We start from the raw sequence: 23,974 nt of genomic DNA, 5'->3' as shown, positions 1-23,974 counted from the left end.
TCTCTATAGAATTATCTACAGACTTTCCCACTTTTAATTCATTTCATAAAAAAAACGATAAAATGCGTTCCCTATAAACTTGCAATAAATATTCTAAATGTTTAGCATTATTCAGAATCAAGTGGTTCTACACCTTCTGGAGTACCTCCCTCTGAAAGTTGAATCTTCTCAACTTTAGCTTCTGCAGCTTTCAAGAGTTTCTCGCAATGTTTTTTAAGAGCTTCACCACGTTCATAAATGTCAATTGATTGTTCTAAAGGTACGTCCCCACGTTCCAAATTTTCAACAATCACTTCAAGCTGCTTAAGCGCCTGCTCAAAACTTAATGTAGCAACATCTCCCTTTTGTATTTCTTGTTTCATGTGATCCTCACAAGATATCTGTTCTGGATATACGAATTCCAAAACCTTCCAAACCTACATAATGACGCTCTTTAGAAGCATAAAGGATAACAGAACTAATCCCTAAATGCTTTAAAATTTGTGATCCTAAACCAATTTGGCGCCATTCTTCTTCGCGTTCAATCGCTTGCGTATGGCTTTCTCCCCCCCTCATTGCTAGAGCCTGAATACTAACAGCGGATTTTACACCAACAGATCCTTCACGCAAATAAACAAACACACCACGTTTTTCTTTTTTCATCATACGCCGCATGATTTCTAAAATATCTGAAGTTTGACCAAAAACATCGTTCACAATATTTTCACGATGCAAGCGCACAGGAATATCCTCACCGTCACGGATATCACCAAAAATGATTGCAACATGTTGAACAGCTTCCCAAGGAAGTTGATAACTTTGAACGACAGCTGGTCCTACTAATGTTTCAATATGCATTTCTCCAACATGTTGGATCAACATTTCCTTACGTTGGCGATAAGCAATCAAATCTGCAACTGTTATGATATGAAACTGATTCTCTTGTGCAAATCTTGTAACTTCATCTCCATGTTTCACGCTACCGTCATCATTGACCAATTCACCAATAACGCCAACTGGTGGCAAACCCGCCAATTTACATAAATCAACAGCTGCCTCCGTGTGGCCTGAACGCATGAGAACTCCCCCTTCATGCGCAATCAATGGGAAAATATGTCCTGGACGGATAAAATCGTTCGCACCAGCATTCGAATTAGCAAGATTACGCACCGCTAATGTACGGTCGTGTGCTGAAATCCCTGTCGTTGTTCCATGTTTAAAATCAACAGTCACAGTAAATTGGGTACGATGCACTGAATTATTATCTAACACCATAGGAGTAAGATTAAACCGTTGCGCTTCTTCTTTTGGCATAGGAGCACAAACAATACCCGTTGTATGGCGAATGATAAATGCCATCTTTTCTTCTGTGCAATGGACAGCGGCAACAATCAAATCACCTTCGTTTTCACGATCATCATCATCTGTAACCACCACAATTTCACCGCGTTCAAAAGCGCGAAGTGCAGAAACAATTTTTTTTTGATCATACGTCATTATTCACCTTTTGAAGCACCCTACCTGGCCGCGATGCCTGAGATAATGATCCGCAAGAGCACAAGCTACCATTGCTTCACCAACAGGAACAGCACGAATCCCAACACATGGATCATGACGCCCCTTCGTTATAACATTTACATCATTACCATCAACATCAATTGAACGACGAGGAATCAAAATTGATGAAGTAGGCTTTACTGCAAAACGTGCAATAATCGGCTGTCCACTCGATATTCCGCCTACAATACCACCAGCATGATTGGATAAAAAGAGCGGTTTTCCATCACTCCCCATCCGCATTTCATCTGCATTTTCTTCCCCCGTCAAGCGTGCTGCTGCAAAACCATCACCTATTTCGACACCTTTCACCGCATTAATCGACATAAGTAATGATGCGATATCCTGATCAAGTTTTGCGTAAATAGGTGCTCCCAAACCTGCTGGAATATTTTCTGCAACAATCTCGACAACAGCACCAACAGATGAACCATTTTTATGAACCTTATCGATATAATCACTAAAAACCTGTACCATCTCTGCATCAGGCGTAAAAAAAGGATTGTTATCAACCTCTGACCAGTTCCAACGATTGCGATTAATCGTATGAGGACCAATTGCTATCACAGCTCCCCGTACAATCACACCAGGAATAATTTTACGAGCAACAGCACCTGCTGCAACACGTGCTGCCGTCTCACGTGCTGAAGCACGTCCGCCACCTCGAAAATCACGAATGCCATACTTAACATCATACGTATAATCTGCATGCCCTGGACGATACTGATGAACTATTGCGCTATAATCCTTAGAACGCTGATCCATATTTCGAATCAACAGGGAAATTGGTGTTCCTGTTGTCACAAATGTTATCCCATCGTCTTGAACAATAACTCCTGAAAGTATCTCTACTTGATCCAACTCACGGCGCTGCGTCGTGTATTTGGATTGTCCCGGTTTACGTTTATTAAGATAAGATTGAATATCTGAAAGAGTAAAAGTAATGCCTGGAGGACAACCATCAATGACACAACCAAGAGCCTCACCATGACTTTCACCCCATGTTGTTACACGAAATAGATGACCAAATGTATTATGTGACATGAAAAATGACTCGTTTCTCTGTCATATATGCAGCTAGAACATATATTAAACTCTGCAAAACAGTCTCTATTTTAAAGTATCCTTGACCGTTTTAAATTCGGTTAAATCACCGCCGTCTCATAAAACTTTATTCTTTAACGACGGAAATATCTGGTGCATCAACAGCTTTCATACCTATGATGTTATAACCTGAATCCACATGATGCACTTCACCGGTAACAGAACGAGACAAATCCGAAAGCAAATAAAGAGCAGAATCACCTACCTCTTCGATTGTCACCGTACGACGTAAAGGAGCATTATATTCATTCCATTTTAAAATATAACGGAAATCACCAATGCCAGAAGCAGCTAAGGTTTTGATTGGCCCAGCAGATATAGCATTCACACGAATATGTTTAGGACCTAAATCCACTGCCAGATATTTCACGCTCGCTTCAAGAGCTGCTTTTGCAACTCCCATCACGTTATAGTTGGGAACAACCTTTTCCGCACCATAATAAGTCAGCGTTAAAATTGACCCACCATCCGACATCAATTTCTCTGCACGCTTCGTCAAAGCTGTTAAGGAATAAACAGAAATATTCATGGTCATCATAAAATTCGATTCGCTTATATCGACATAACGACCGCTTAGTTCCTCTTTATCAGAAAAACCAATAGCATGAACTAAAAAATCGAGCTTGCCCCATTTCTTCTCTATTGTGTTAAAAACCGCATCAATGGATGCACTATCAGAAACATCACAATGACCACAAACAAAACCCTTTACTTCTTCAGCCAAAGGCTCAACACGCTTTTTCATCGCCTCACCTTGATAGGTAAAAGCAAGCTCTGCACCCGCGCTACTTGCTGTTTTAGCTATTCCCCAAGCGATAGAACGATTATTGGCTAATCCCAAAATTAAACCACGCTTGCCATACAATAAACCATTACCCTTAGCCATTAGCATTGCCCTGTTGCTACTTGAAATTAATAATTATCTCTCTGCCTATGACATAGGTCAACTTTTTCTTCAAGCAATTGCTTTAAAATCAAACAAATATATCTCAAAAATTATCCTTTTTGCATTTGCAAAAACTGTTCTAATGCAGAATCTCCTCCTTCCGGCAACATGATACGAACATGCACATAAAGATCGTCTCTGTTGCCATTTTTTAAACGAAGTCCTTTTCCTTTCAGCCGTAAAACACGATCAGAACTTGACCAAGCAGGTATCGTTAACACTACACGCCCCTCCAAAGTTTCAACTTCTTCTTTTGCTCCTAAAACAGCATGTCTAAGGGGAACTGGTAAATCAAGATGGAGAGCCCTTCCTTCAACGCGCAAACGAGGATGTTTTTGAATATGAATGGTTACTAATGCATCTCCTGCTTGGCCATAAGCCACCTCTTCTCCCTGACCTTTTAAACGAATAGTTTGCCCATCTTCAACATAGTCTGGAAGCTTAATTTTTAACTTTTTCCCACTAGGAAAAACGGCTTCCACCTTTTCTACTCCAACCATCTGCTCTAATGTTACCGTAAGATTGGCACGAATATGAGCACCCTGTTGGGGGCGATTATAGTGTGCAGAATTTGAAAAGCCCCCTCCTCTGCCAAACAGATCGCGAAAAATATCGTTCGGGTCAAAACCTGCACCACCTGAAGAACCAAAATTAAATCCTTTTGCTCCTCCTGAAAAAGGATTGTGTCTATTGCTAAAATTTTCACCAGCACCGTAGGTTTGATAAAGCGGTTTTCCCTCCATATCAATTTCACCACGATCAAATTGTGCTTTTTTATCTTTATTGCCTATAATTTCATAAGCTTGATTAATTTCAGAAAACTTTTCTTTAGCCTTTGCATCATCCACATTGTGATCTGGATGATACTTCTTTGCTAATTTTCTGAATGCTGATTTAATTTCTTGCGGTTTTGCAGTACGGGCCACACCCAAAATCGTATAGGGATCACGCATATTACCCTCTTTTCAATCTTTTCATTTTTAAAACATCAACTGATACGTTATTCAATATCCCTCACAGCTTCATTAGTCACTTCTAGATAATAATATTTCTCTCTCTCTTTATATGTCTATAAAGCAACTAAAATACTAGATAAAATAGATACTTTTTTACTATAGCGCTTATATTCTATGCTAAAGAGAAAATAATTAAGATACTAAAAATATAACGGAAAGGTATTTTTGAAAGAGAAAAATAGCTCTTTAATTTTCAATGATAAAATAAATTAAACCCTAAGCCTCACGCTTTCTCGTTAATATTCGGAGATAATATGGGCAACACCGTACAAACAGACAATGACTTTATGCAAATGCAAAAACCTTTTGCGCTCTTCGCAAAATGGCTTGAAGAAGCAACAGTGAGCGAAATAAACGATCCTAACGCTATGGCGTTAGCGACAGTTGATAAAACAGGCTTCCCGAATGTTCGTATGGTTCTTCTTAAAGACTTCAGTCCCCAAGGTTTTGTCTTCTATACCAACTATGAAAGCCCTAAAGGACAAGAAATTTTAAAATCAATGAAAGCATCCTTAGTTTTTCATTGGAAATCACTCCGCCGTCAGGTTAGAATTCGAGGAATTGTTGAAAAAGTCACTCCTCAGGAAGCGGATGCCTATTTCCAATCGCGACCACGTGACAGCAGAATCGGTGCATGGGCTTCTAAACAATCTCAACCATTAGAAAGCCGTTTTGTCCTAGAAAAAGCCATTGCCCGATATACTACGCGTTATGCAGTAGGCAATATCCCACGCCCACCTTATTGGTCCGGTTTCCGTGTTAAGCCTCTTTCTATTGAATTTTGGTGTGATCGCCCATTCCGTTTACATGATCGCCTACTTTTTACACGCGATTCTGTTGAACATGTCGATTGGAAAAGGCAAAAGCTCTATCCCTAATCCTTCAAGCTTTAAAGAATGAAAACTTTGTTTTCTTATAAAGGAGAAAAACAAAACCATCATACTATTTGCCAACTCCTAATGTTGCTACAACCCTTGCATTTAGACGGTTCATTAAAGGCATTTTTACTCCTCCCTTAATAGTTTTTATCCATACGCTAATTCTACTTATGACATGCAAGGGAATGATTTTAATTGATTCAACATAAACATTGAAATAAAAAAACCTTATGATTTTAAGTTCTCTCATTCAAGTTGCAAAATGATAAATTATCTTTATAATTCAGCTTTTTTCATAATGATAAAACGATTTTTTTTGCAAAAATAAGAACGAATCATTGATTTCAATTTAAATCGAAGAAATACATCCTTTATGCAAAGTTTATGTGATAATAATCTTTCGCCAATTGTATCGCTTGAAGAGAGATTACAATTATAAAGCTTATCCAAGTAAATGTTTTAGTTCAATAAAACTAGATAAGGTGATTAAAAATAAGCAGCTTGAATTAAGGACAGAGTGGTTAATTGAACATCCCATCTTGAGCCTTTTTTTAGCTTTTTCCAGAATGCAACAAGACGATAATTTTATTCATATGGGAAGAATTTTAAGGCTGAAATAAAAAATTTAAAAATTAATAACAGCATTTTTAGCTCTTCATTCCCTTCACGTTTAGCATCACAGAACAGATAATTTATTATCTTGTCTTGCTAAACTATAGGATAAAATATCCTCCCTATACCACCGCATACTAAACCAACAAAAATCACAAAACCAATAAACGAATTCGATTTGAAGAGCTTTAGGCATTGTGAACTGTCATCTATATCAATAACTTTAATTTGAATAAACATATGGATACTTGCCACAAAAAGTCCAAAAAAACTAATGAGAGGGACTTGCGCCAAATAAAACGCTAAACTGACGAATACCAAAAAACCACTATACAAACATACCAGAGCACACTTGGTACCTTTACCAAAGAGAAGCGCTGTGGAAAGTACACCAACGGTAGCATCATCCTCTTTATCTTGATGCGCGTAAATTGTATCATACCCTATCGTCCATAAGATTGATCCCACATACAGTAAAATTGGTGCCCAACTCAAACTTCCACATATCCCTGCCCACCCCATTAATGCTCCCCAATTAAATGCAACACCTAAAAAAAACTGCGGCCAATATGTTACCCGTTTCATAAAAGGATACAATGCAACCGCTACCAATGACGAAATACCCAGAAAAAAACTAAACCTATTAAATTGCGATAAGACGCCTAAACCAACCAAACATTGCACTAATATAAAAACTTTTGCCTGAAATCGACTCACATGTCCTGTCGGCAATGGACGAGAACGTGTTCTCTCTACCTGAGAATCAATTTTATGATCAATAAGATCGTTCCAAGTACATCCTGCACCCCGCATAGCTATAGAACCCAGAAAAAAAAGAAAGAGATACCACAACCAATTCATTAACATTGGTAAAAGAGGTACTCTCTGCATTTCATGAGAAAGAAAAGCCATCGTTGTTGACCAGAAACAAGGCCACATCAACAACTGCCATCCGATAGGCCGATCCCAACGTGCCAATTGAGCATAAAACCACAAAGAGCAAGGAAGAAAATGATAAACCCACTGTTTGGAGGAGGCATCCATAACTCGTCCCTGATTTTCACAAGATTGAATATGTGTAATATTTTTACTTTTTTTCATCAAATGGCTTCACCTTTAGTCTTGCGATAGAAGCATTTCACTCTTATGACAAGAAAACTGATTTCATCATCTTCTGTATTAGGAGTAAGTAATGAACATTCTTCTTATCGGCTCAGGCGGACGGGAACATGCTTTGGCATGGAAAATAGCAGCATCTCCAATGCTTACAAAATTATATTGCGCTCCTGGAAATCCTGCAACCATAGAATTGGGTGAAAATATTGATTTGGACATTAATGACCACCATCTTGTTATTGATTTTTGCAAAACACATTCTATTGACCTTGTGATTGTTGGACCAGAAGCACCACTGGTTGCGGGTATAACAGACTCTCTTAATAACGCTAATATCTGTGTATTCGGACCTACTCAAAAAGCTGCTCAGCTAGAAGGTTCAAAAGCTTTTACAAAGGATTTATGCCGTAAGAATAACATTCCTACAGGAACTTACCAATGTTTTAATGATGCTGAAAAAGCTAAAGCCTACATTCGTCAACAAGGTGTTCCCATTGTCATTAAAGCCGATGGCTTAGCTGCTGGAAAAGGTGTTGTCGTTGCTATGACAATGGAAGAGGCATTTAACGCTGTTGATGCCTGCTTCAAAAGTGCTTTTGGTGATGCAGGAAACAAAATTGTTGTAGAATCCTTTCTTGAAGGTGAAGAAGCAAGCTTTTTCTGCCTTTGTGATGGTAAAATTGCTATACCTTTTGGATCTGCTCAAGATCACAAACGTGTCGGTGATGGTGATACTGGAGCAAATACCGGCGGCATGGGAGCTTATTCACCAGCTCCCATCATGACCCAAGAAATGGTTAATCGTACCCTCAACGAAATTGTTGAACCGGTTCTACATAGCTTGAATCAAATGGGATCTCCCTTTAAAGGTATTCTCTTCGTTGGATTGATGATAACGAAAAAAGGACCCGAATTAATTGAATTTAATGTACGATTCGGTGATCCAGAATGCCAAGTTTTAATGATGCGTCTACAGAATGATATTCTCCCGATTCTGCTTGCAGCAGCGCGAGGAAATCTTGAAAACACCTCTCTTCAATGGTCTAAAAAAACTGCTTTAACCGTTGTTATGGCTGCGAAAGGTTATCCAGACTCTCCTCAAAAAGGCACTGTTATCCGTAATGTTGATAAGGTGAACGCTCTTCCTGATGTGAAAGTTTTTCAAGCCGCTACAGTATTACACAATGGAGAACTCATTGCCAATGGTGGACGTGTTTTAAATATAACAGCGACAGGAGAAACTATTCTGCAGGCACAAAAACGCGCTTATGAAGCTGTTGATTTTATTGACTGGCCAGAAGGCTTTGTACGCCGCGATATTGGATGGCGAGCTGTTGCGCGAGAAAATTCAATCCTTTGAATATTCTTTTTTGATAATTCGATAATTTCACCTAGAGATCATGGAGCATAAATCTGCTATATATTCTGTATGACTCATGATTTTGGAAAAAATATTGAATTTTCTTCTTAAAAACAAAATATGCCCATTACAAAACAGAGAAAACAAGAAAACTTTATGAGTATAAAATGGTGATCGCAATCTTTGTGATTACTGTTACTACTGTTTTTCTTTCAGATTCATTTTCCCATCACTTTTTACATCAAGCTCGAAAATAAGCATTATATATTATCATTGCCTTTTTAGAGAGAAAAGCAAAGCTATGATTTTTTTTCACTTAAAAACCCTATTTAATACTTGAAGGATGCTACAAAAGCAGAGTCTATATTCGTCGAGAAAATGCTCCCATTGTCATGAAAGCCAATAGCTTAGCGGCTAAAAGAAAAAGATATTGGTATTCTAATGATAATAGAAGAAGCGTTGAAAGCTGTTGAAACCTGCAACAAAGCTCTCTTTGGAATAAAAATCTCCTCTACAGTCAATAAAAAATACAGAATATAGCAAAACTCAACGAATCTAGTGGCATAATAGTGAAAAAAAAAGGCATATTAATATTTGCTATAGTGCAACCTGATTCGCGATCATTAAACGTAAACCCAACGGATTGCGATAACGGAGTAAAAAGCGCTTTTTTCTAAAATGCAATGTCGTAGAAAAAAATCGACGTAAATCAGAACGATCTTTAACCACCACGAGACGATTATCTTCATTAATCATAAGCATTGGAAGACTATAAGTATCCGCCCATAATCGCCAATCTAGAAGAACATTATTCAAATCTCTAGAAACTAAAAGCGGGACACAAGATTCCTCATTTGCATGCAGCAACTCTAATGCGACAGCTTTTTCTCCTGAAAGGGTTATTACAGTACGCGCCGCAATTCCTTTGAATTGATAAGATGGCACTAAACGTGATAAACTTGAAAAAGTATCCGTTTTAAAAAAAACGCCGCGCTCACTTAACGAACAAATCATTTGATTGCCCGTTTTTGATGAAAAATATGTCGTTGTTTGTGGCAAATGGCACGGATCTAATCGAAATTCAAGCACCGCTTTTGCCTGATTAAAGCATTGATTAGCCATATACAATGTCCCAATTTATTCTTAACAATATATATCCTCTAACAGCTTTTTATCATCGGATTATTAAAAGATTGAATAAAAAACAACTGGTTTCTTTTTTGGTTATTGAAATCTAAACAAAAATACATGACAAAATTCATCACTCTTGAACTATAATATTTTTCCAGGGTTCATAATCCCTAAAGGGTCGAGCGTTTTCTTAATCTTTTGCATAATGTCTAATGCAACAGGTGATTTAAAAGTGCGAAGCTCCTCACGCTTAAGCTGACCAATTCCATGCTCTGCAGAAAATGTGCCCTGATAGCGCATCACTAAACCGTGAATACGGTGATTCATTGGTGACCATAATTGCAAAAATGTTGCAGTATCAGATCCAACGGGTTGTGTAACATTATAATGCAGATTTCCATCGCCCATGTGTCCAAAACAAACCACCCGTGCACCTGGAGCAATATCTTCAACAATAAGAGCTGCCTCAGAAATAAAGTCAGGAATGGAAGCAAGAGGCACAGCAATGTCGTGCTTAATAGATCCTCCCGCTAATTTTTGTGCATATGATATACTTTCACGCAATTTCCAAAAAAAATCTTGTTGCTTTAATGATTGCGCAATAATTGCATCTTCTATTACAGCATCCTTTAAAGACTGTTCCAAAATAGTACTTAGAACCGATAATGCCTCATCATTACCCTGCAATGATGAAATATTAAGTAACACATACCATTCATGCTCATGTTCAAAAAGATGCCTCTCGCACATCTTATACTTCAAAGCCATTTGCAAGCTCAGTTTTCCCATAAGCTCAAAACCAGTCAACATTCCTCCCCCCTGGCATTGCGCAAGAGATAAAAACTCAAGAGCCTTACCTGGACTGTGTAAGCCGACAAAAGCAACAGCTTTTCCTTTGATCTTTGGAAAAAGCTTTAAAACCGCTGCTGTTATAACACCTAACGTGCCTTCCGCACCAATGAAAAGGTTTTTCAAATCATAACCGCTATTGTCTTTCTTTACAAAACGCAAATCCTCTAAAATACGGCCATCAGGTAAAACAACCTCTAAACCAAGACAAAGCTCACGCATATTGCCATAAGCTAAAACAGCTGTGCCACCAGCATTAGAGGAAAGATTTCCCCCTATCTGGCATGAACCTTCCGAAGCCAAAGAAAGAGGAAAAAAACGTCCCGATTCATCTACTTTTTTCTGTAAAGTCTGTAAAATGACACCAGCCTCCACCACAGCAAAATCACCCTCAAGATTAATACACCTAATCTTGTTCAATCGTTCCATGGATAAAAGAACGCTGCACCCATTTTTATCTGGCTGCTGCCCGCCGACAAGACCTGTATTTCCACCCTGGGGTACAATTGGTGTACGTGTCTGACTAGCCAATTTCATAATTGATGAAACTTCCACTGTAGAAGCCGGACGTAAAAGCAACGGTGTTCTTCCATGAAAAAGTCCACGCTCTTCAAGCAAATAGGGTGCAATAAGAGCCTGATCTGTTATAGCATGCGCAGCACCAACAATTTTTCTAAATCTTTCAATTAACTCACGCTCCATTTTCATTTTCCCTTTGGAGCTGCTGCACGTATGAGGCGATCATTAATAGCCTCACCCAATCCGTAAGATGGAATAGGTTCTACTGCAATAGATCTCACCTTGAGTGAATCCAATTGCCTCATGTATTGAAATAAATGAAAAGCTGCCTCTTCTAACTGTCCACTCTCGCTAAGATTTAAGACAGAAACGGCATTTTCAACCCCCATAATGCGTTTTATGCCAAATGCTAAAAGTGCTTCACCATGTTCTACCTTTTGGACATTCAAACGAACCGCAGCATTGGGCGCATAATGCGATTTTAACATGCCTGGTGCCTCAATCGCAGCTCGCTGATCTATTCGCTTCAAAGACTTTCCAGCAACTTCTTCAATATCTTCAGCAGCAATCCCCCCAGGACGCAAAAGATAAATATTCTCATCAGAAACCTTAATAATCGTTGATTCAAGCCCTATTTTAGAAAAACCTCCGTCAAGTATCAAAGGAACAGATTCTCCTAAAGATGCCCAAACAGCCTCAGCTGAAGTAGGACTAAGGTGTCCTGATTGATTTGCACTAGGAGCAGCGAGAGGTCGACCAAAACATTTTACAACTTCCGCAAAAAAACTATCTGGAAAACGAACCGCCAATGTATTCAGACCAGAAGTGGTTAAAGGATGGATATTATGCTGTGCCTTTAAAGGGAGAACGAATGTCAAAGGCCCTGGCCAAAATACTTCCATTAAATGACGTGAAAGAAAATCAATTTCAACATAGCGTTCCGCCATAAAAATACTGCTTACATGAGCAATAAGAGGATTAAATTTCGGCCGCCTCTTTGTCAAAAAAATAGAAGCGATAGCATTTCCATTGGTTGCATCACCAGCCAATCCGTAGACAGTTTCTGTCGGTAGTGCCACTAATCTTCCCTGTTCAAGGAGCGCAACAGCTTCTTTTACCGAAGCACTATTGAAAGGCAGAATCGTCATGACATATAATCTCTGTAGCGCTTTTTAAGCGGTGCAAAACTATAACGATGTAGCCCCACAACCGGTCCATATTTTTCAAGAGCAGCACGGTGCGCTAGCGTTGCATAACCCACATGCTTCTCTAAACCATAGCCTTTATAAACCTGTCCCGCGCATTCCATCATCTGATCACGCGTTACCTTAGCAATAATGGACGCTGCCGCAATTGAAACCGAACGCTGATCGCCTTTAATCAAAGCAGTTGCTGGACATGGTAGCTGAAAGGGAATATCGCGTCCATCAACCAGTGCATAGTGAGCTGGAACTGCTAGTCCTCTAATACAGCGACGCATTGCTTCTAAAGTTGCTTTTCTAATATCAGACTGATCAATCGTACGGGCGCAGAGACTGGCGATTGAAATTGCTAAAGCACTTTGCAAAATTTCATGATAAAGCTCATAACGTCTCTGGGCAGAAAGTTTTTTTGAATCGTTCAATCCATCCGGAATACGGTTTTTATCCAAAATAACTGCTGCTGTTACCACAGGTCCAGCAAGAGGACCACGCCCAACTTCATCAACACCCGCTATATACAAGAATCCCTGTTTCTGCAAATCCAATTCACACGCAAAATTTGGCTTAAACGGTAAATTAAATACGTTCGGTAAATTATCGATACGATGAGACATGAAGTTATTTTTGCACTGCTATGCGTTTTCCGCAAGCCCTACAGAAAAAAATAGCACATAAAACAAATCACTCTGCCCTCTTTGCAGACAAAAAAAGACTTCCTTCATGAAATATCTCATAGAAATCTCTAATTTTCTTAAATATTACCCACTGAATCTTACATGCTACGGCGTGAATCTGAAAAATATAAACTCGAAGATCCATCTGTTGTCACATAGCATTATCATCTTAAATAAATTTTTATTTATCTCCTTTCACGCTCTGTGCACCTCACTTTCTAAGCCAGAGGACGATTCAAACATAGACTGGGAATTCCATAAAAGAAGAAACTTTTTATCCAATCACGAGGTGATAAATTGGAAGTTTTTTAATTTATTGATATGAAGTTGCCATGCCCAAAGCACACCCTCCTCATCTTGTCAAAGAAATCACACACTATGGTAAAATTATATGGCATGTGCGGATTGGTCATGGGCAACGTATTAGAATCCACGGAACCTATGGAATACGAAAGTTTGTTGAAAACTACAAAAGTGCACTTGCCGAATTACAAAGCATTATACCTCCTAAGCCTAAACCAAGATAAATCTATTGAAGTATCATTTGCATAGCTGCTTAAACAATATTTTAACAGTACCCATTGGCATAGCCTCACTAAAAGTACGAAAATACAAGGAGAACTTACTCTAATAAAAATTTCCAGTACCATAAAGTAATATTTCATACAAAGAAATAAAAGAATCACATATTACAATAGGTATTAAACGGCGAAAAGAAGCACCACCAGCTACTCAAAATTTTCTGAAATCACTTAATAGAGTTTTTAATTGGGAAATTGAACAAGAACTTTTAGAAAGCAATCTAACTTTAAGAGTCGAAAAAAAACCTCTCAAAAACAAAGACGGCTTCCCTGTTTGGAAGAAGAAGATAGAGAGAAATATTATCAACAATGGGCTATCGATACTCATGAACGCATCTGGATTGACTTTCTTCTCTACACAGGCTTATGTTGCGGGAACGCTGTTTGTATTGGTTGGAAAAACATCAAAGATAATATCATTCATCTCACGGCAGAGAAAAGCAAATCCAAAAAAATGTCTTTCTTCCAATTTTTCCTGAACTAGTAGAAAATCTTTAAATTGTTCCCATTGGTGATGAAATATTCATTTGCGGAAAAGAAGGTAAGAAACTAGCTAAAGAAAGCTTGACAGCTGTATTTTATAAAGCATGCAACCAAACAGGAATTAAAAAATTAGCACATTGCTTAAAAAAATGAACAGTGACACACGTAGCAAACTCACAGGCAACGATATCACCTTTGAAAGCGCTGTTTGGCCGGACAGATGACACTATGGCACCTCTTTATACAAAAAACGTGGATCGTAAAAAAAACTTACCCTTGAATTAATAAAAAAGCTCCACAACAATTAGAAATAGAGATAACAAATTTAATATAATCAATACTCCCTTACAATTACTATAATCCATTGATTGAATTGCTATTTTCCCCTAGGATAATAGCCCCTCTGTTCTTTACAAACGGAATGTTACCACTATTCCACCTTTACTTTCAAATCTTAACTTAACATAAAAAAACTAGAGCTTTGCTAAAGTTACAATAGGTTTAACAAACCAGTCTGGATACATCGCTTTAATAAAAAGAGCAGCCTGTTGCGCTGCTTGCTTATCTTTAAAAATACCAAAACAAGTTGCACCAGTCCCGGACATGCGAGAAAAAAGAGCTCCACTCTCATCTAATGCACATAAAACCTCAGACAGTTGAGGTGCAATTTTTAAGGCAGGAACAAAAAGATCGTTACGCGTTTCCTGTAAAGCTTCAACCAATGAATCAACCGTCTTTAGAGCTGCCGAATCAATTTTCAAGGGTGGATGATCGCGCTTCTCTAAAGCCTTAAAAACAGTTTTTGTCGCAATCTGTTGACCATGATTAACTAAAACCATTGCAAGAGAACAAGCCTCTTTTAGCCGTGTTATATCTTGCCCAATTCCTTTAACAAAAAGTGGCTGCTGATACTCCAATGCAAAAAGACACATTGGTACATCAGCGCCAAGAACTAAACTCATTTCCGCTAATTTTTCACAAGAGCAATCAAGAGCCCATTGCTGACGCAACAGACTCAAAACACCAGCAGCATTACCCGAACCACCACCAACCCCTGAAGCAACCGGCAATAATTTAACAAGTTGAAAAAAAGCAGGTTTAGCACATTCAGGAAAGGTGTTACACATAAAATCATGTGCACGAACAACCAAATTTTCTGCATCAGAAACAAGCTCATCTGCAAAAGGACCTGTTAAAACAAAGCGGTTACTCCCAAAAGGTGTGCAGCTTAAACAATCACCACTGAGACTAAAATAAACCAAACTTTCTATTAAATGATAACCATCAGCGCGTTGCCCTACAACATGCAAAGCTAAGTTCAATTTAATAGGGGTAAATAAATAAGAAGGCGCTTGAAAAAAAGCTTGTCCATTCGATATCATCTGACGTAATATTGATCAGTGTGGGGATCGTTTACCAATGTTCCACTTATACCAATTTGTGATTTAGATTCTGCGTGGTAAAAATGATGCCATATCCTTTGTAATCGTTTCCTAAACACACAATAAGTATAAAAAAAGCTATAATACAAATGAAACTCATCGCCATCATTCGTATCATTTTAAATCTTTTCTCTTCCAACAAGCGCTTTTAGGCAAAATCATCAACTAAACTCGGCAAATATAAAATCACTCTTCTCATTATAAGCCATAATACTGCCAAAGCGCTCTCTCTTGTGCTACCATCAAAGCACTATCAATTGCTGTATGGACCGCATGAGCAGTAACTCCTGAAGGAGTTTTAGGTCCAAAAAGACTTTTTGGAGGTATAATTAATCGAAGTTTTGTATCATCCCCAAACCGCTCCTTAATAACAGAGCGCACATCATTCAACCCATCTATAAGGCCAAGTTCAACGCTTTTCTTTCCGCTCCAAAACATTCCTGTAAAAATATTTGGATCATTAGACAACTTTTCTGCACGCCGCTCCTTAACCAAATCAATAAAAGTTTTGTGAACTTCGAGTTGCAGAGATTTCAAATGCTCAATATCCGTTTTCTTCTCTGGCTGAAATGGATCCAATGTAACCTTGTTTTTTCCTGCTGTATATACACGACGTTCAATTCCAATTTTCTTCAAAAGTTCAGGAAAACCAAAAGAAGCTGAAACAACCCCAATGGAACCAACAATTGAAGAAGGATCAGCAAAAATTTCATCCCCAGCACAAGCAATCATATAACCACCCGATGCCGCTATATCTTCAATAAACATAAGAACCTGCTTCTTTTTTTCCTCTGCCAAATCACGGATACGTTTAAAAATCAAACGTGATTGCACAGGAGAACCACCAGGAGAATTGATAATAACTGCAACAGCTGGTGCTTTTTTATAAGCAAAAGCCTTGTCTAAAAGATTTGCACACCTGCCTAACGAAAGTGTACGCGCTATCGATGAACTTGAATCAATAATCGCCCCATGAAGGCGTACCACAGGAATTTCAGTTTTACTGGAATAAAAACGATGTGGAATAAAATTTTTGATAAAATTAACCAAAATAAAATTTCCTTATAAATTCTTGAGCATTAAATTAAGCAGGGACAACAGAAAGGGAGGACCTTACAATACCCAAAAATACCAATCAAACCCCATATTATAATCAAAAATAAAAGCCTCATCCAAATTTAAAGAATAAATTGGAAAACACAAGATATCATTTTAAAAGTTCCCACAAACTTATATGCCCATTATTAATTGCATCAATTTTTGGTGAAAAAATATGACAACCATCTTCATGTATAACCAGTGGGCGCAACAGAGATAATGCCGCTCTACTGCCTCGTTTTGCATAAAATAAAACACGAATTGCAGCTTTTTCGGTGCGTGCGTGAATAGGAATTACACAAATATTACCAAAGCGCCCCTCCAAAGCACACAAGATATCGGTCAATGATTGCGGACGTGCAATTAACCCCAAATATCCACCCGGCTTAACAATTGCTGCTGCGCTTCGCAACCAATCATCAAACATTGATTCAGGCATAACATGTGCCTCAAACTTCTTTTCATCAGGTGTTTTACGATCGACAGGATTATTAAAAGGTGGATTCATAATTGCAAAATCAAAAGCATTATCCACTAGTCCTGCTTCTAAACGAGATCTCCCTTTGAGTGTAACATCTGCTTTTAACAAGCAAACGCGCTTAGAAAGATTCTCATTTTGTTTTAACATAAGCGTTTTTTGAGCGTAAGATACCATAAAAGCCGAACGCTCAACCAATGTAACATGAACATCCAAACAACGGGCAGCAACCGCCAATCCCACAGCACCAGCACCAGCACCCAAATCAACAACCTTACCCTTAAAATTATTGGGAACCAAACTCGCTAATAACATAGCATCCATGCCAGAACGGTGACCACATAAACGTGGTTGAACTAAATAAAACTTTCCACGATGAAACGCATCTATTGTTTCATCGCTATAATTCTTTGTTTTATTCATTTAAAATCCCAATATTTATCCTCATAATCCAAAACTCTTATCTGTAAAAACTTGCTAAAATGAAACTGCTTTTAATTTCTCCCATAATTTTATAAAAACGTGATTATCCAAGCATAAAAAACATTCTTTGCGAATACTACCCAAAACTTGCATTTTCAAATGCGCTATCAAAGCTTGAGTCAAAGCAAAACCCTCTTTATGCTATGGATAAAATTCATATATGTCCATTACAATACTCTAGGAGTAAAAATATTGCGTGCTGCTATAAAATCGGATCAAATAAAAAATAATCCAATTTCTCTCCAATCCCTCGTCAATCTCACCAAAGATGATATGGAACACGTAAACCAATGCATCTTCTCTATGGCAAAATCAGACGTTGAAATAATTCCTGAAATTTCCAACCATCTTATCTCTTCAGGTGGAAAACGATTGCGTCCAATGCTTACATTAGCTTCTGCTCGTATGTTTGGTTATCAAAATGATGGACATATAAAACTCGCAACAGCAGTTGAATTTATGCATACGGCAACCTTATTACATGATGACGTAATCGATGAAAGCAATTTACGACGCGGAAAATCTACTGCAAGAATGATTTGGGGAAATCAAGCAAGCATACTTGTTGGTGATTTCCTATTAGGACAAGCTTTTAAAATGATGGTCGATGTTGGTTCTATAGAGGCACTCTCTGTCTTAGCAAATGCTGCAGCAATTATTGCAGAGGGAGAAGTTATGCAACTTTCGGCCACAAAAAATATAGAAACCAGCATTTCAGATTATCTCAAAATCATCAATGCAAAAACGGCTGCACTTTTTTCAGCGGCCGCTGAAGTTGGACCAATTATTGCTGGTTATGGACATGAAGAGCGTCTTGCATTGCGCGAATATGGAACATTTTTAGGATTAGCCTTCCAATTGATTGACGATGCACTTGACTATGGTGGAACTGCTAAATATTTGGGGAAAAATATAGGCGATGATTTTAGAGAAGGCAAAATCACAATGCCTGTTATTCTTGCATATGCCCGCAGCAACGCCGTAGAAAAAACATTCTGGAAACAAGCGCTTGAAAATGGCAATAGCAATGATGAAACCTTCGCACATGCACAACACTTAATAGAAAAATATGATAGCCTCACAGACACAATAGAACAAGCGCGTAGCTATGGAAAAAACGCAACTCATGCTCTCGCTGCAATAAGCGAAAGCCCCATTCATAATGCATTAATTGAAACTGTTGACTTTTGTATTGCCCGTGTAAACTGATTATTTGCAATAATTACAATATTTTTCAATAAAGTAACCGGATATGGTTTATAAGTACAGTCAATTGATTATCTTAAGAAGGATTAGCTCTATGCGCAGTGTAACAGTATCCGGCTTTCTTACTCTCATTATCTCCGGTATTATGCTGATACCATCCCCCGCCTATAGCAAAATCGATACTACTCTCAATACAAGCTCATTTATAGGCGCTTACCTGGCAGGGAGGGTCGCAAATCATGAGAACAAAACAGATCTTGCCATCAAATATTTTAAAAAGGCTCTTACTTATAAACCTGAAAATATTGAAACACAAGTAGAGATGCTTGAAGCGATGCTCTTTTCAGGTGCTTTTAAAGAAGCTGTTAAACAAGCCCAAAAATTGAAAAAGCAAGGCATTACGAATCCCTTTGTCTCTTTGACGTTATCGATCGAAAGTCTCATCAAAAAAGACTACAACAAGGCCAAGATTCTTCTGCAATTAAAAACACTTCCCGCTGCCAACAATCCAATACCTGAATTAATCGGTGCTTGGGCCACATTCGGATCTGGGTACCAATCTCAAGCAATTACTCATCTTCAAAAAATCCAAGGACCTGCTTGGTATAAGCTTTTTATAAACTACCATCTTGCACTCATGTGCGATCTCGCAGGACATAAGCAGAATGCACAAAAATATTTCACTCAAGCGCTCAATACTCAACAAGCCACTCTTATAGCCCCTAATACTTATGAACATATTATCATAGCCTATGCCTCATTCCAATTGCGCTCTAAAATGCGCATTCAAGCTCTTCAGACCCTCAAACACGGCGAACAAATGCTGCCAGGACGAGAAATATTTAAAAATATTCGAGAAAAAATTGAAAAAGGTGCTTCTTTAGAAAGGCTCATTAAAACACCTCAGCAAGGAACTGGCGAAGTATTGTATAACTTTGGAACAACACTTAACCATAAAAACTCACAACGAATTGCACGTATTTTCACACAGTTATCTTTAATCTTATCACCCGAAAATGACGCAATAATGTTTCACCTGGCAAATATCTCTGCCAAAGTGAATGATCTCAATCAAGCCATTAAACTTTACCGCTCTTTACCACAAAGCTCGCCTTATTATAGGGTTGGACAATTACAGCTTGCTTTCATTCTTGCAAATAACAACAATCACAGTGAAGCTATCAAATTGCTCACTTCATTAAAGAAAAAAAATCCCAATGATCGCCACATTTTGATAACACTTTCTGCACTTTATATGCAAGATAATAAATTTACCGAAGCTACCAAAACTCTGGATCGTGCTATTGCACAAATAACAAATTTTCAACAAGATGATTGGAAGCTTTTTTATCAGCGTGGAATCGCCTTTGAACGTTTACAGCAATGGTCAAAAGCAGAAAATGATCTGCGAAAAGCACTTGATTTTTTTCCCAACCAACCGCAAGTCCTTAATTATTTAGGCTATTCACTTGTTGAGCGTGGTGAAAAACTTGAAGAATCACTCCATATGCTGCAAAAAGCCTCTACGTTACAACCTCAAAATAGTCATATCCTTGATTCTCTAGGGTGGGCTTATTATAAGCTTAAGCAATATAATCAAGCTGTTCAAATATTGGGAAATGCTGTCAGGTTACAACCTGAAGATCCAACATTGAATGATCATTTAGGCGATGTCTATTGGCGAGTTGGGCGTAAACGTGAAGCAATGTTTCAATGGAATCACGCAATCGATGGGGAAGCAAAAAACTCCAAGGAAATCCAAGAAAAATTGAAATTTGGTTTGCAATAAACAATGTTGCTTGACCACAACCACATGAAACAATAGACAGTCATAGAGGCTGAAATTTCTTTGGTCGCTATCTGTTGATCAAACATTAAAGAGTATAAAGCGTGAAACTGCCCGAATATCTCAATCCTACACGTTCTTTTCAGGGGCTTATTTTAACTTTGCAAAATTACTGGGCCCATTATGGATGTGCAATTTTGCAACCTTATGATATGGAAGTCGGAGCTGGAACTTTTCATCCGGCAACAACACTTCGCTCACTGGGACCACGTCCTTGGAAAGTGGCTTACGTCCAACCCTCTCGACGCCCAACAGATGGCCGATATGGTCAAAACCCAAACCGTTTACAGCACTATTATCAATTCCAAGTGCTTCTCAAACCCTCTCCCCCCAATTTACAAGACCTTTATATTAAGTCGCTACAAGCTATCGGTCTTGATACAATGCTTCATGATATTCGCTTTGTTGAAGATGATTGGGAAAGCCCAACGCTCGGAGCTTGGGGACTTGGATGGGAATGTTGGTGCGATGGGATGGAAATCTCTCAATTCACTTATTTTCAACAGGTTTGTGGCATTGAATGCGTTCCTGTTTCAGGAGAAATCACCTACGGATTGGAACGTCTAGCAATGTATATCCAGGGTGTTGATAACGTCTATGATCTTAATTTTAATGGTTTAGAGGAAGAAAACCAAATAAGTTATAGAGATATCTTTTTACAAGCGGAGCAGGAATATTCACACTATAATTTCGAATTTGCTGATACCAAATTGCTGCATCAGCATTTTATTGATGCAGAACGCGAATGCATAGCACTCCTTGGAGCTGGAAAACCAAATAAAGAAAATAGTTCACACTTATGCGTTTTTCCAGCTTATGATCAATGTATTAAAGCGAGCCACATCTTTAATCTTTTACAAGCGCGTGGCGTTATTTCTGTGACTGAACGACAGAGTTATATTCTTCGCGTTCGTGATCTTGCACGCCGCTGTGGGGAAGCCTTCTTACTCACTGAAGCTGGGAAAATACACACTAACGGAGAAAAAACTAATGTCTGATCTTCTTCTTGAACTTTTCAGCGAAGAGATCCCTGCTCGTATGCAACGAAAAGCTGCTGCAGACCTCAAAAAATCTGTGACAGATCAACTTGTGAATGCAGGTTTAACCTATAAAGCTGCCCATGAATATTGGACACCTCGGCGGCTGACATTAAACATACGCGGTCTTTCTATACGTTCAAAAGATACCCATGAAGAACGCAAAGGACCCAGTACAAAATCTCCACAGCACGTAATTGATGGCTTTCTTCGTGCAACAGGATTGAGCGACATTTCTAAAGCACACATTGCACATGATCATAAAAAGGGTGATTTTTATATCGCTAAAATCGTCAAAAAAGGACGAAGTGCAGAAGAAATTATTGCTGATATTCTACCAGATATTATTCGTAACTTTCCATGGCCAAAATCTATGCGTTGGGGCAAAGATTCAGAAAAAAGTGGAGCTCTGAAGTGGATTCGATCTTTACAAAACATTCTTTGCGTCTTTGGACCAGAAATTGGTGAAACACATGTTATCCCTTTTACAATTGGTTCTCTCAAAAGCAATAATTTAACCTATGGTCATCGCTTTTTAAGTGACGGAAAACCCCTCCAAGTTCGCCGCTTTGATGACTATGTTACCCAACTTGAAATTCATAAAGTCATTTTGGATGCCGAAAGACGAAAGAATATTATTTTGGCTGATGCGCAAAATCTTTGTTTTGCAAACGGTTTAGAATTGGTTAAAGACAATGCTCTCTTAGAAGAAGTTGTAGGACTCATTGAGTGGCCTGTTGTACTTATGGGAAATTTTGACAAATCTTTCCTTAATATTCCTCCAGAAATTATTCGCCTAACCATTCGAGCCAATCAAAAGTGTTTCGTAACCCGCAAACAAGGCGAAAAAATTAAACTTTCTCATCATTTTATTCTCGTTTCTAATATTCTTGCAAGTGACGAAGGCAAAGAAATTTCTAAGGGAAATAGTAAAGTTGTCTGCGCTCGTCTTTCCGATGCACTCTATTTTTGGCAAACAGACCAACATGACTTGCCAGATATCAAATATTTGCAATCTTCTGCTAAAAAACTTGATCTCGATTTAAAAAAACCTCTCGATCAAAGAATGGCACAACTTGATCATTTAAATGTGACTTTTCATGCAAAATTAGGCACGCAAGGTGCAAGAGTAGAGCGAATCACTATTCTTGCACAACAAATTGCGCCTTTGGTGCACGCAGATCCTTTCTTAGCTAAGCGTGCAGCAGTGCTTGCAAAAGCTGATTTACAAACAGAAATTGTTGGAGAATTTCCGGAACTACAGGGGCTCATGGGACGAAAATATGCCCTTCTTCAAGGAGAAGATCCTCGCGTAGCTGAAGCAATCGAAGACCATTATAAGCCACAAGGACCAGCAGATCGTATTCCGCAGGAGCCTCTTGCTATAGCAGTTGCACTAGCAGATAAAATTGACATGCTCGTCGGTTTTTGGCTCATTAATGAAAAACCAAGCAGTTCAAAAGATCCCTATGCATTAAGACGAGCAGTATTAGGAGTTATCAGGCTTGTGCTTTTGCGTGACTGGAAAATCAATCTTATGCCATTATTTAATCTGACAGCGAATCTTTTCTTACAACAAAAAACTCCATATGGGACATCTCGAAGAGAAGCTACGCAATCGCAGAATGTACTTCCTGAAAAAACAGAACATATTTTATCGGATCTGTTATCTTTTTTTCATGAACGTTTGAAAATCTATTTAAAAGAAGAAGGCGCTCGTTATGATGTTCTTGAAGCAGTCTTAAAAAAAGATGCTGACGATCTGTTGCTGATTGCACGTCATGTCGAAGCACTTATCGCCTTTATCAATACAAGTGATGGAGATAGCTTTTTAGCTGCTGTAAAACGTACCGTAAATATTCTTGAGGCTGAATCCCAAAAAGATTCAACAATAGAAGATGAAATTAACCCTGAACTCTTTATTGAAACAGAAGAAAAACAACTCTATCAAGCAATCACTGAGATAGAGAAAACAGTTCATCACTCTATCAATGCAACAAATTTACCACACCTACTCAATACGCTAACACCACTGGGAAAATTTATAGACACATTTTTTGAGAAAGTATTGGTAAACGATAAAAATCCCCATGTTCGGACGAATCGTCTTGCTCTTCTCAAACGTATTCATACTCTTACACAAAAAGCTGCGGATTTCTCAAAACTTGTAGTCTAAATTTAGACTCTGTCTACCCCTTAAAATTTGAGAGTAAAGATAGATAAATGAAAGAATTCTATTTGTAAAAAATAGGAATGTTATCATAGGGAAATAGAATATCAAATACAGAGAGTTACAAAGAATTTATGATTTATTGAAGTAAGTCTCTGAAATGCACATGAATTTTAGAAAGCCTTACTTGCCTTTTTTTCAAGAAAA

Annotated in this window: 19 protein-coding genes and 1 pseudogene; 7 read left to right on the top strand and 13 right to left on the bottom strand. The window is 38.3% G+C overall.

All coding sequences use genetic code 11. The features are described 5' to 3' along the window. Nucleotides 1–107 precede the first annotated feature (107 nt). The 5 genes from AYT27_RS02260 to AYT27_RS02240 all read right to left on the bottom strand — a co-directional run bounded on the left by AYT27_RS02260 (nt 108) and on the right by AYT27_RS02240 (nt 4,539). Nucleotides 108–362, bottom strand: a complete 255-nt coding sequence (locus AYT27_RS02260) for an exodeoxyribonuclease VII small subunit (RefSeq protein WP_011180367.1) — start codon at nt 360–362, stop codon at nt 108–110. Between the two features lie 7 nt (nt 363–369). Beyond that, nucleotides 370–1,476, bottom strand: coding sequence for a 3,4-dihydroxy-2-butanone-4-phosphate synthase (ribB, locus tag AYT27_RS02255; protein ID WP_011180366.1), 1,107 nt, complete (start codon nt 1,474–1,476; stop codon nt 370–372). Between the two features lie 3 nt (nt 1,477–1,479). Then, entirely contained in the window at nt 1,480–2,580 is a 1,101-nt protein-coding gene (aroC, locus tag AYT27_RS02250) for a chorismate synthase (RefSeq protein ID WP_011180365.1), read from the bottom strand. A gap of 127 nt (nt 2,581–2,707) precedes the next feature. Further along, entirely contained in the window at nt 2,708–3,526 is an 819-nt protein-coding gene (gene fabI, locus AYT27_RS02245; RefSeq protein WP_011180364.1) for an enoyl-ACP reductase FabI, read from the bottom strand. 110 nt (nt 3,527–3,636) lie between these two features. Further along, nucleotides 3,637–4,539: a DnaJ C-terminal domain-containing protein gene (locus tag AYT27_RS02240; protein ID WP_011180363.1), complete on the bottom strand. Its 903-nt coding sequence runs from the start codon at nt 4,537–4,539 to the stop codon at nt 3,637–3,639. 317 nt (nt 4,540–4,856) lie between these two features. On the opposite strand from AYT27_RS02240, the gene pdxH reads away from it, so the two are divergent. Then, nucleotides 4,857–5,480, top strand: a complete 624-nt coding sequence (gene pdxH / locus AYT27_RS02235; protein WP_011180362.1) for a pyridoxamine 5'-phosphate oxidase — start codon at nt 4,857–4,859, stop codon at nt 5,478–5,480. A 708-nt stretch (nt 5,481–6,188) separates the two neighbouring features. Here pdxH and ubiA read toward each other — a convergent pair. Next, entirely contained in the window at nt 6,189–7,193 is a 1,005-nt protein-coding gene (gene ubiA, locus AYT27_RS02225; protein WP_011180361.1) for a 4-hydroxybenzoate octaprenyltransferase, read from the bottom strand. Nucleotides 7,194–7,284: 91 nt separating this feature from the next. Between ubiA and purD the strand changes: the two genes are divergently transcribed. After that, a complete protein-coding gene (gene purD, locus AYT27_RS02220) occupies nt 7,285–8,568 on the top strand; it encodes a phosphoribosylamine--glycine ligase (RefSeq protein WP_011180360.1) in 1,284 nt (427 codons plus the stop codon). A 597-nt stretch (nt 8,569–9,165) separates the two neighbouring features. On the opposite strand, the gene AYT27_RS02215 is transcribed toward purD, so the two are convergent. The 4 genes from AYT27_RS02215 to AYT27_RS02200 all read right to left on the bottom strand — a co-directional run bounded on the left by AYT27_RS02215 (nt 9,166) and on the right by AYT27_RS02200 (nt 12,883). Continuing rightward, nucleotides 9,166–9,690, bottom strand: a complete 525-nt coding sequence (locus AYT27_RS02215; protein ID WP_011180359.1) for a DUF6101 family protein — start codon at nt 9,688–9,690, stop codon at nt 9,166–9,168. Between the two features lie 150 nt (nt 9,691–9,840). Further along, nucleotides 9,841–11,250, bottom strand: coding sequence for an FAD-binding oxidoreductase (locus AYT27_RS02210; protein WP_011180358.1), 1,410 nt, complete (start codon nt 11,248–11,250; stop codon nt 9,841–9,843). Nucleotides 11,251–11,252: 2 nt separating this feature from the next. Next, nucleotides 11,253–12,215: an L-threonylcarbamoyladenylate synthase gene (locus AYT27_RS02205; protein ID WP_011180357.1), complete on the bottom strand. Its 963-nt coding sequence runs from the start codon at nt 12,213–12,215 to the stop codon at nt 11,253–11,255. Beyond that, a complete protein-coding gene (locus AYT27_RS02200) occupies nt 12,212–12,883 on the bottom strand; it encodes a ribonuclease HII (protein WP_011180356.1) in 672 nt (223 codons plus the stop codon). The genes AYT27_RS02205 and AYT27_RS02200 overlap by 4 nt, the downstream gene beginning before the upstream one ends. Nucleotides 12,884–13,275: 392 nt before the next feature. On the opposite strand from AYT27_RS02200, the pseudogene AYT27_RS02195 reads away from it, so the two are divergent. Beyond that, nucleotides 13,276–14,315, top strand: a pseudogene (locus AYT27_RS02195) (tyrosine-type recombinase/integrase). Between the two features lie 165 nt (nt 14,316–14,480). Here AYT27_RS02195 and AYT27_RS02190 read toward each other — a convergent pair. The 3 genes from AYT27_RS02190 to AYT27_RS02175 form a co-directional block, all read right to left on the bottom strand. After that, nucleotides 14,481–15,389, bottom strand: a complete 909-nt coding sequence (locus AYT27_RS02190) for a 4-(cytidine 5'-diphospho)-2-C-methyl-D-erythritol kinase (RefSeq protein WP_011180355.1) — start codon at nt 15,387–15,389, stop codon at nt 14,481–14,483. Between the two features lie 258 nt (nt 15,390–15,647). Next, nucleotides 15,648–16,499, bottom strand: coding sequence for a S49 family peptidase (locus AYT27_RS02180; RefSeq protein WP_011180354.1), 852 nt, complete (start codon nt 16,497–16,499; stop codon nt 15,648–15,650). 157 nt (nt 16,500–16,656) lie between these two features. Continuing rightward, complete coding sequence (locus tag AYT27_RS02175) at nt 16,657–17,448, bottom strand: tRNA1(Val) (adenine(37)-N6)-methyltransferase (protein WP_011180353.1); 792 nt, start codon at nt 17,446–17,448, stop codon at nt 16,657–16,659. A gap of 198 nt (nt 17,449–17,646) precedes the next feature. Between AYT27_RS02175 and AYT27_RS02170 the strand changes: the two genes are divergently transcribed. From AYT27_RS02170 to glyS, 4 genes are all read left to right on the top strand, one after another. Next, on the top strand, nt 17,647–18,717 hold the full coding sequence (locus AYT27_RS02170) for a polyprenyl synthetase family protein (RefSeq protein ID WP_011180352.1): 1,071 nt from the start codon (nt 17,647–17,649) through the stop codon (nt 18,715–18,717). Between the two features lie 91 nt (nt 18,718–18,808). Further along, a complete protein-coding gene (locus AYT27_RS02165; protein ID WP_011180351.1) occupies nt 18,809–20,503 on the top strand; it encodes a tetratricopeptide repeat protein in 1,695 nt (564 codons plus the stop codon). Nucleotides 20,504–20,604: 101 nt separating this feature from the next. Then, on the top strand, nt 20,605–21,558 hold the full coding sequence (locus AYT27_RS02160) for a glycine--tRNA ligase subunit alpha (RefSeq protein WP_011180350.1): 954 nt from the start codon (nt 20,605–20,607) through the stop codon (nt 21,556–21,558). Beyond that, nucleotides 21,551–23,773, top strand: a complete 2,223-nt coding sequence (gene glyS / locus AYT27_RS02155) for a glycine--tRNA ligase subunit beta (protein WP_011180349.1) — start codon at nt 21,551–21,553, stop codon at nt 23,771–23,773. The genes AYT27_RS02160 and glyS overlap by 8 nt, the downstream gene beginning before the upstream one ends. Nucleotides 23,774–23,974: the final 201 nt, after the last annotated feature.

The sequence above is a fragment of the Bartonella henselae str. Houston-1 genome (assembly GCF_000046705.1).
Classification (GTDB): domain Bacteria; phylum Pseudomonadota; class Alphaproteobacteria; order Rhizobiales; family Rhizobiaceae; genus Bartonella; species Bartonella henselae.
The sequence above is the reverse complement of the archived record's forward strand: the minus strand, read 5'-3'. Positions and strand labels throughout refer to the sequence as shown.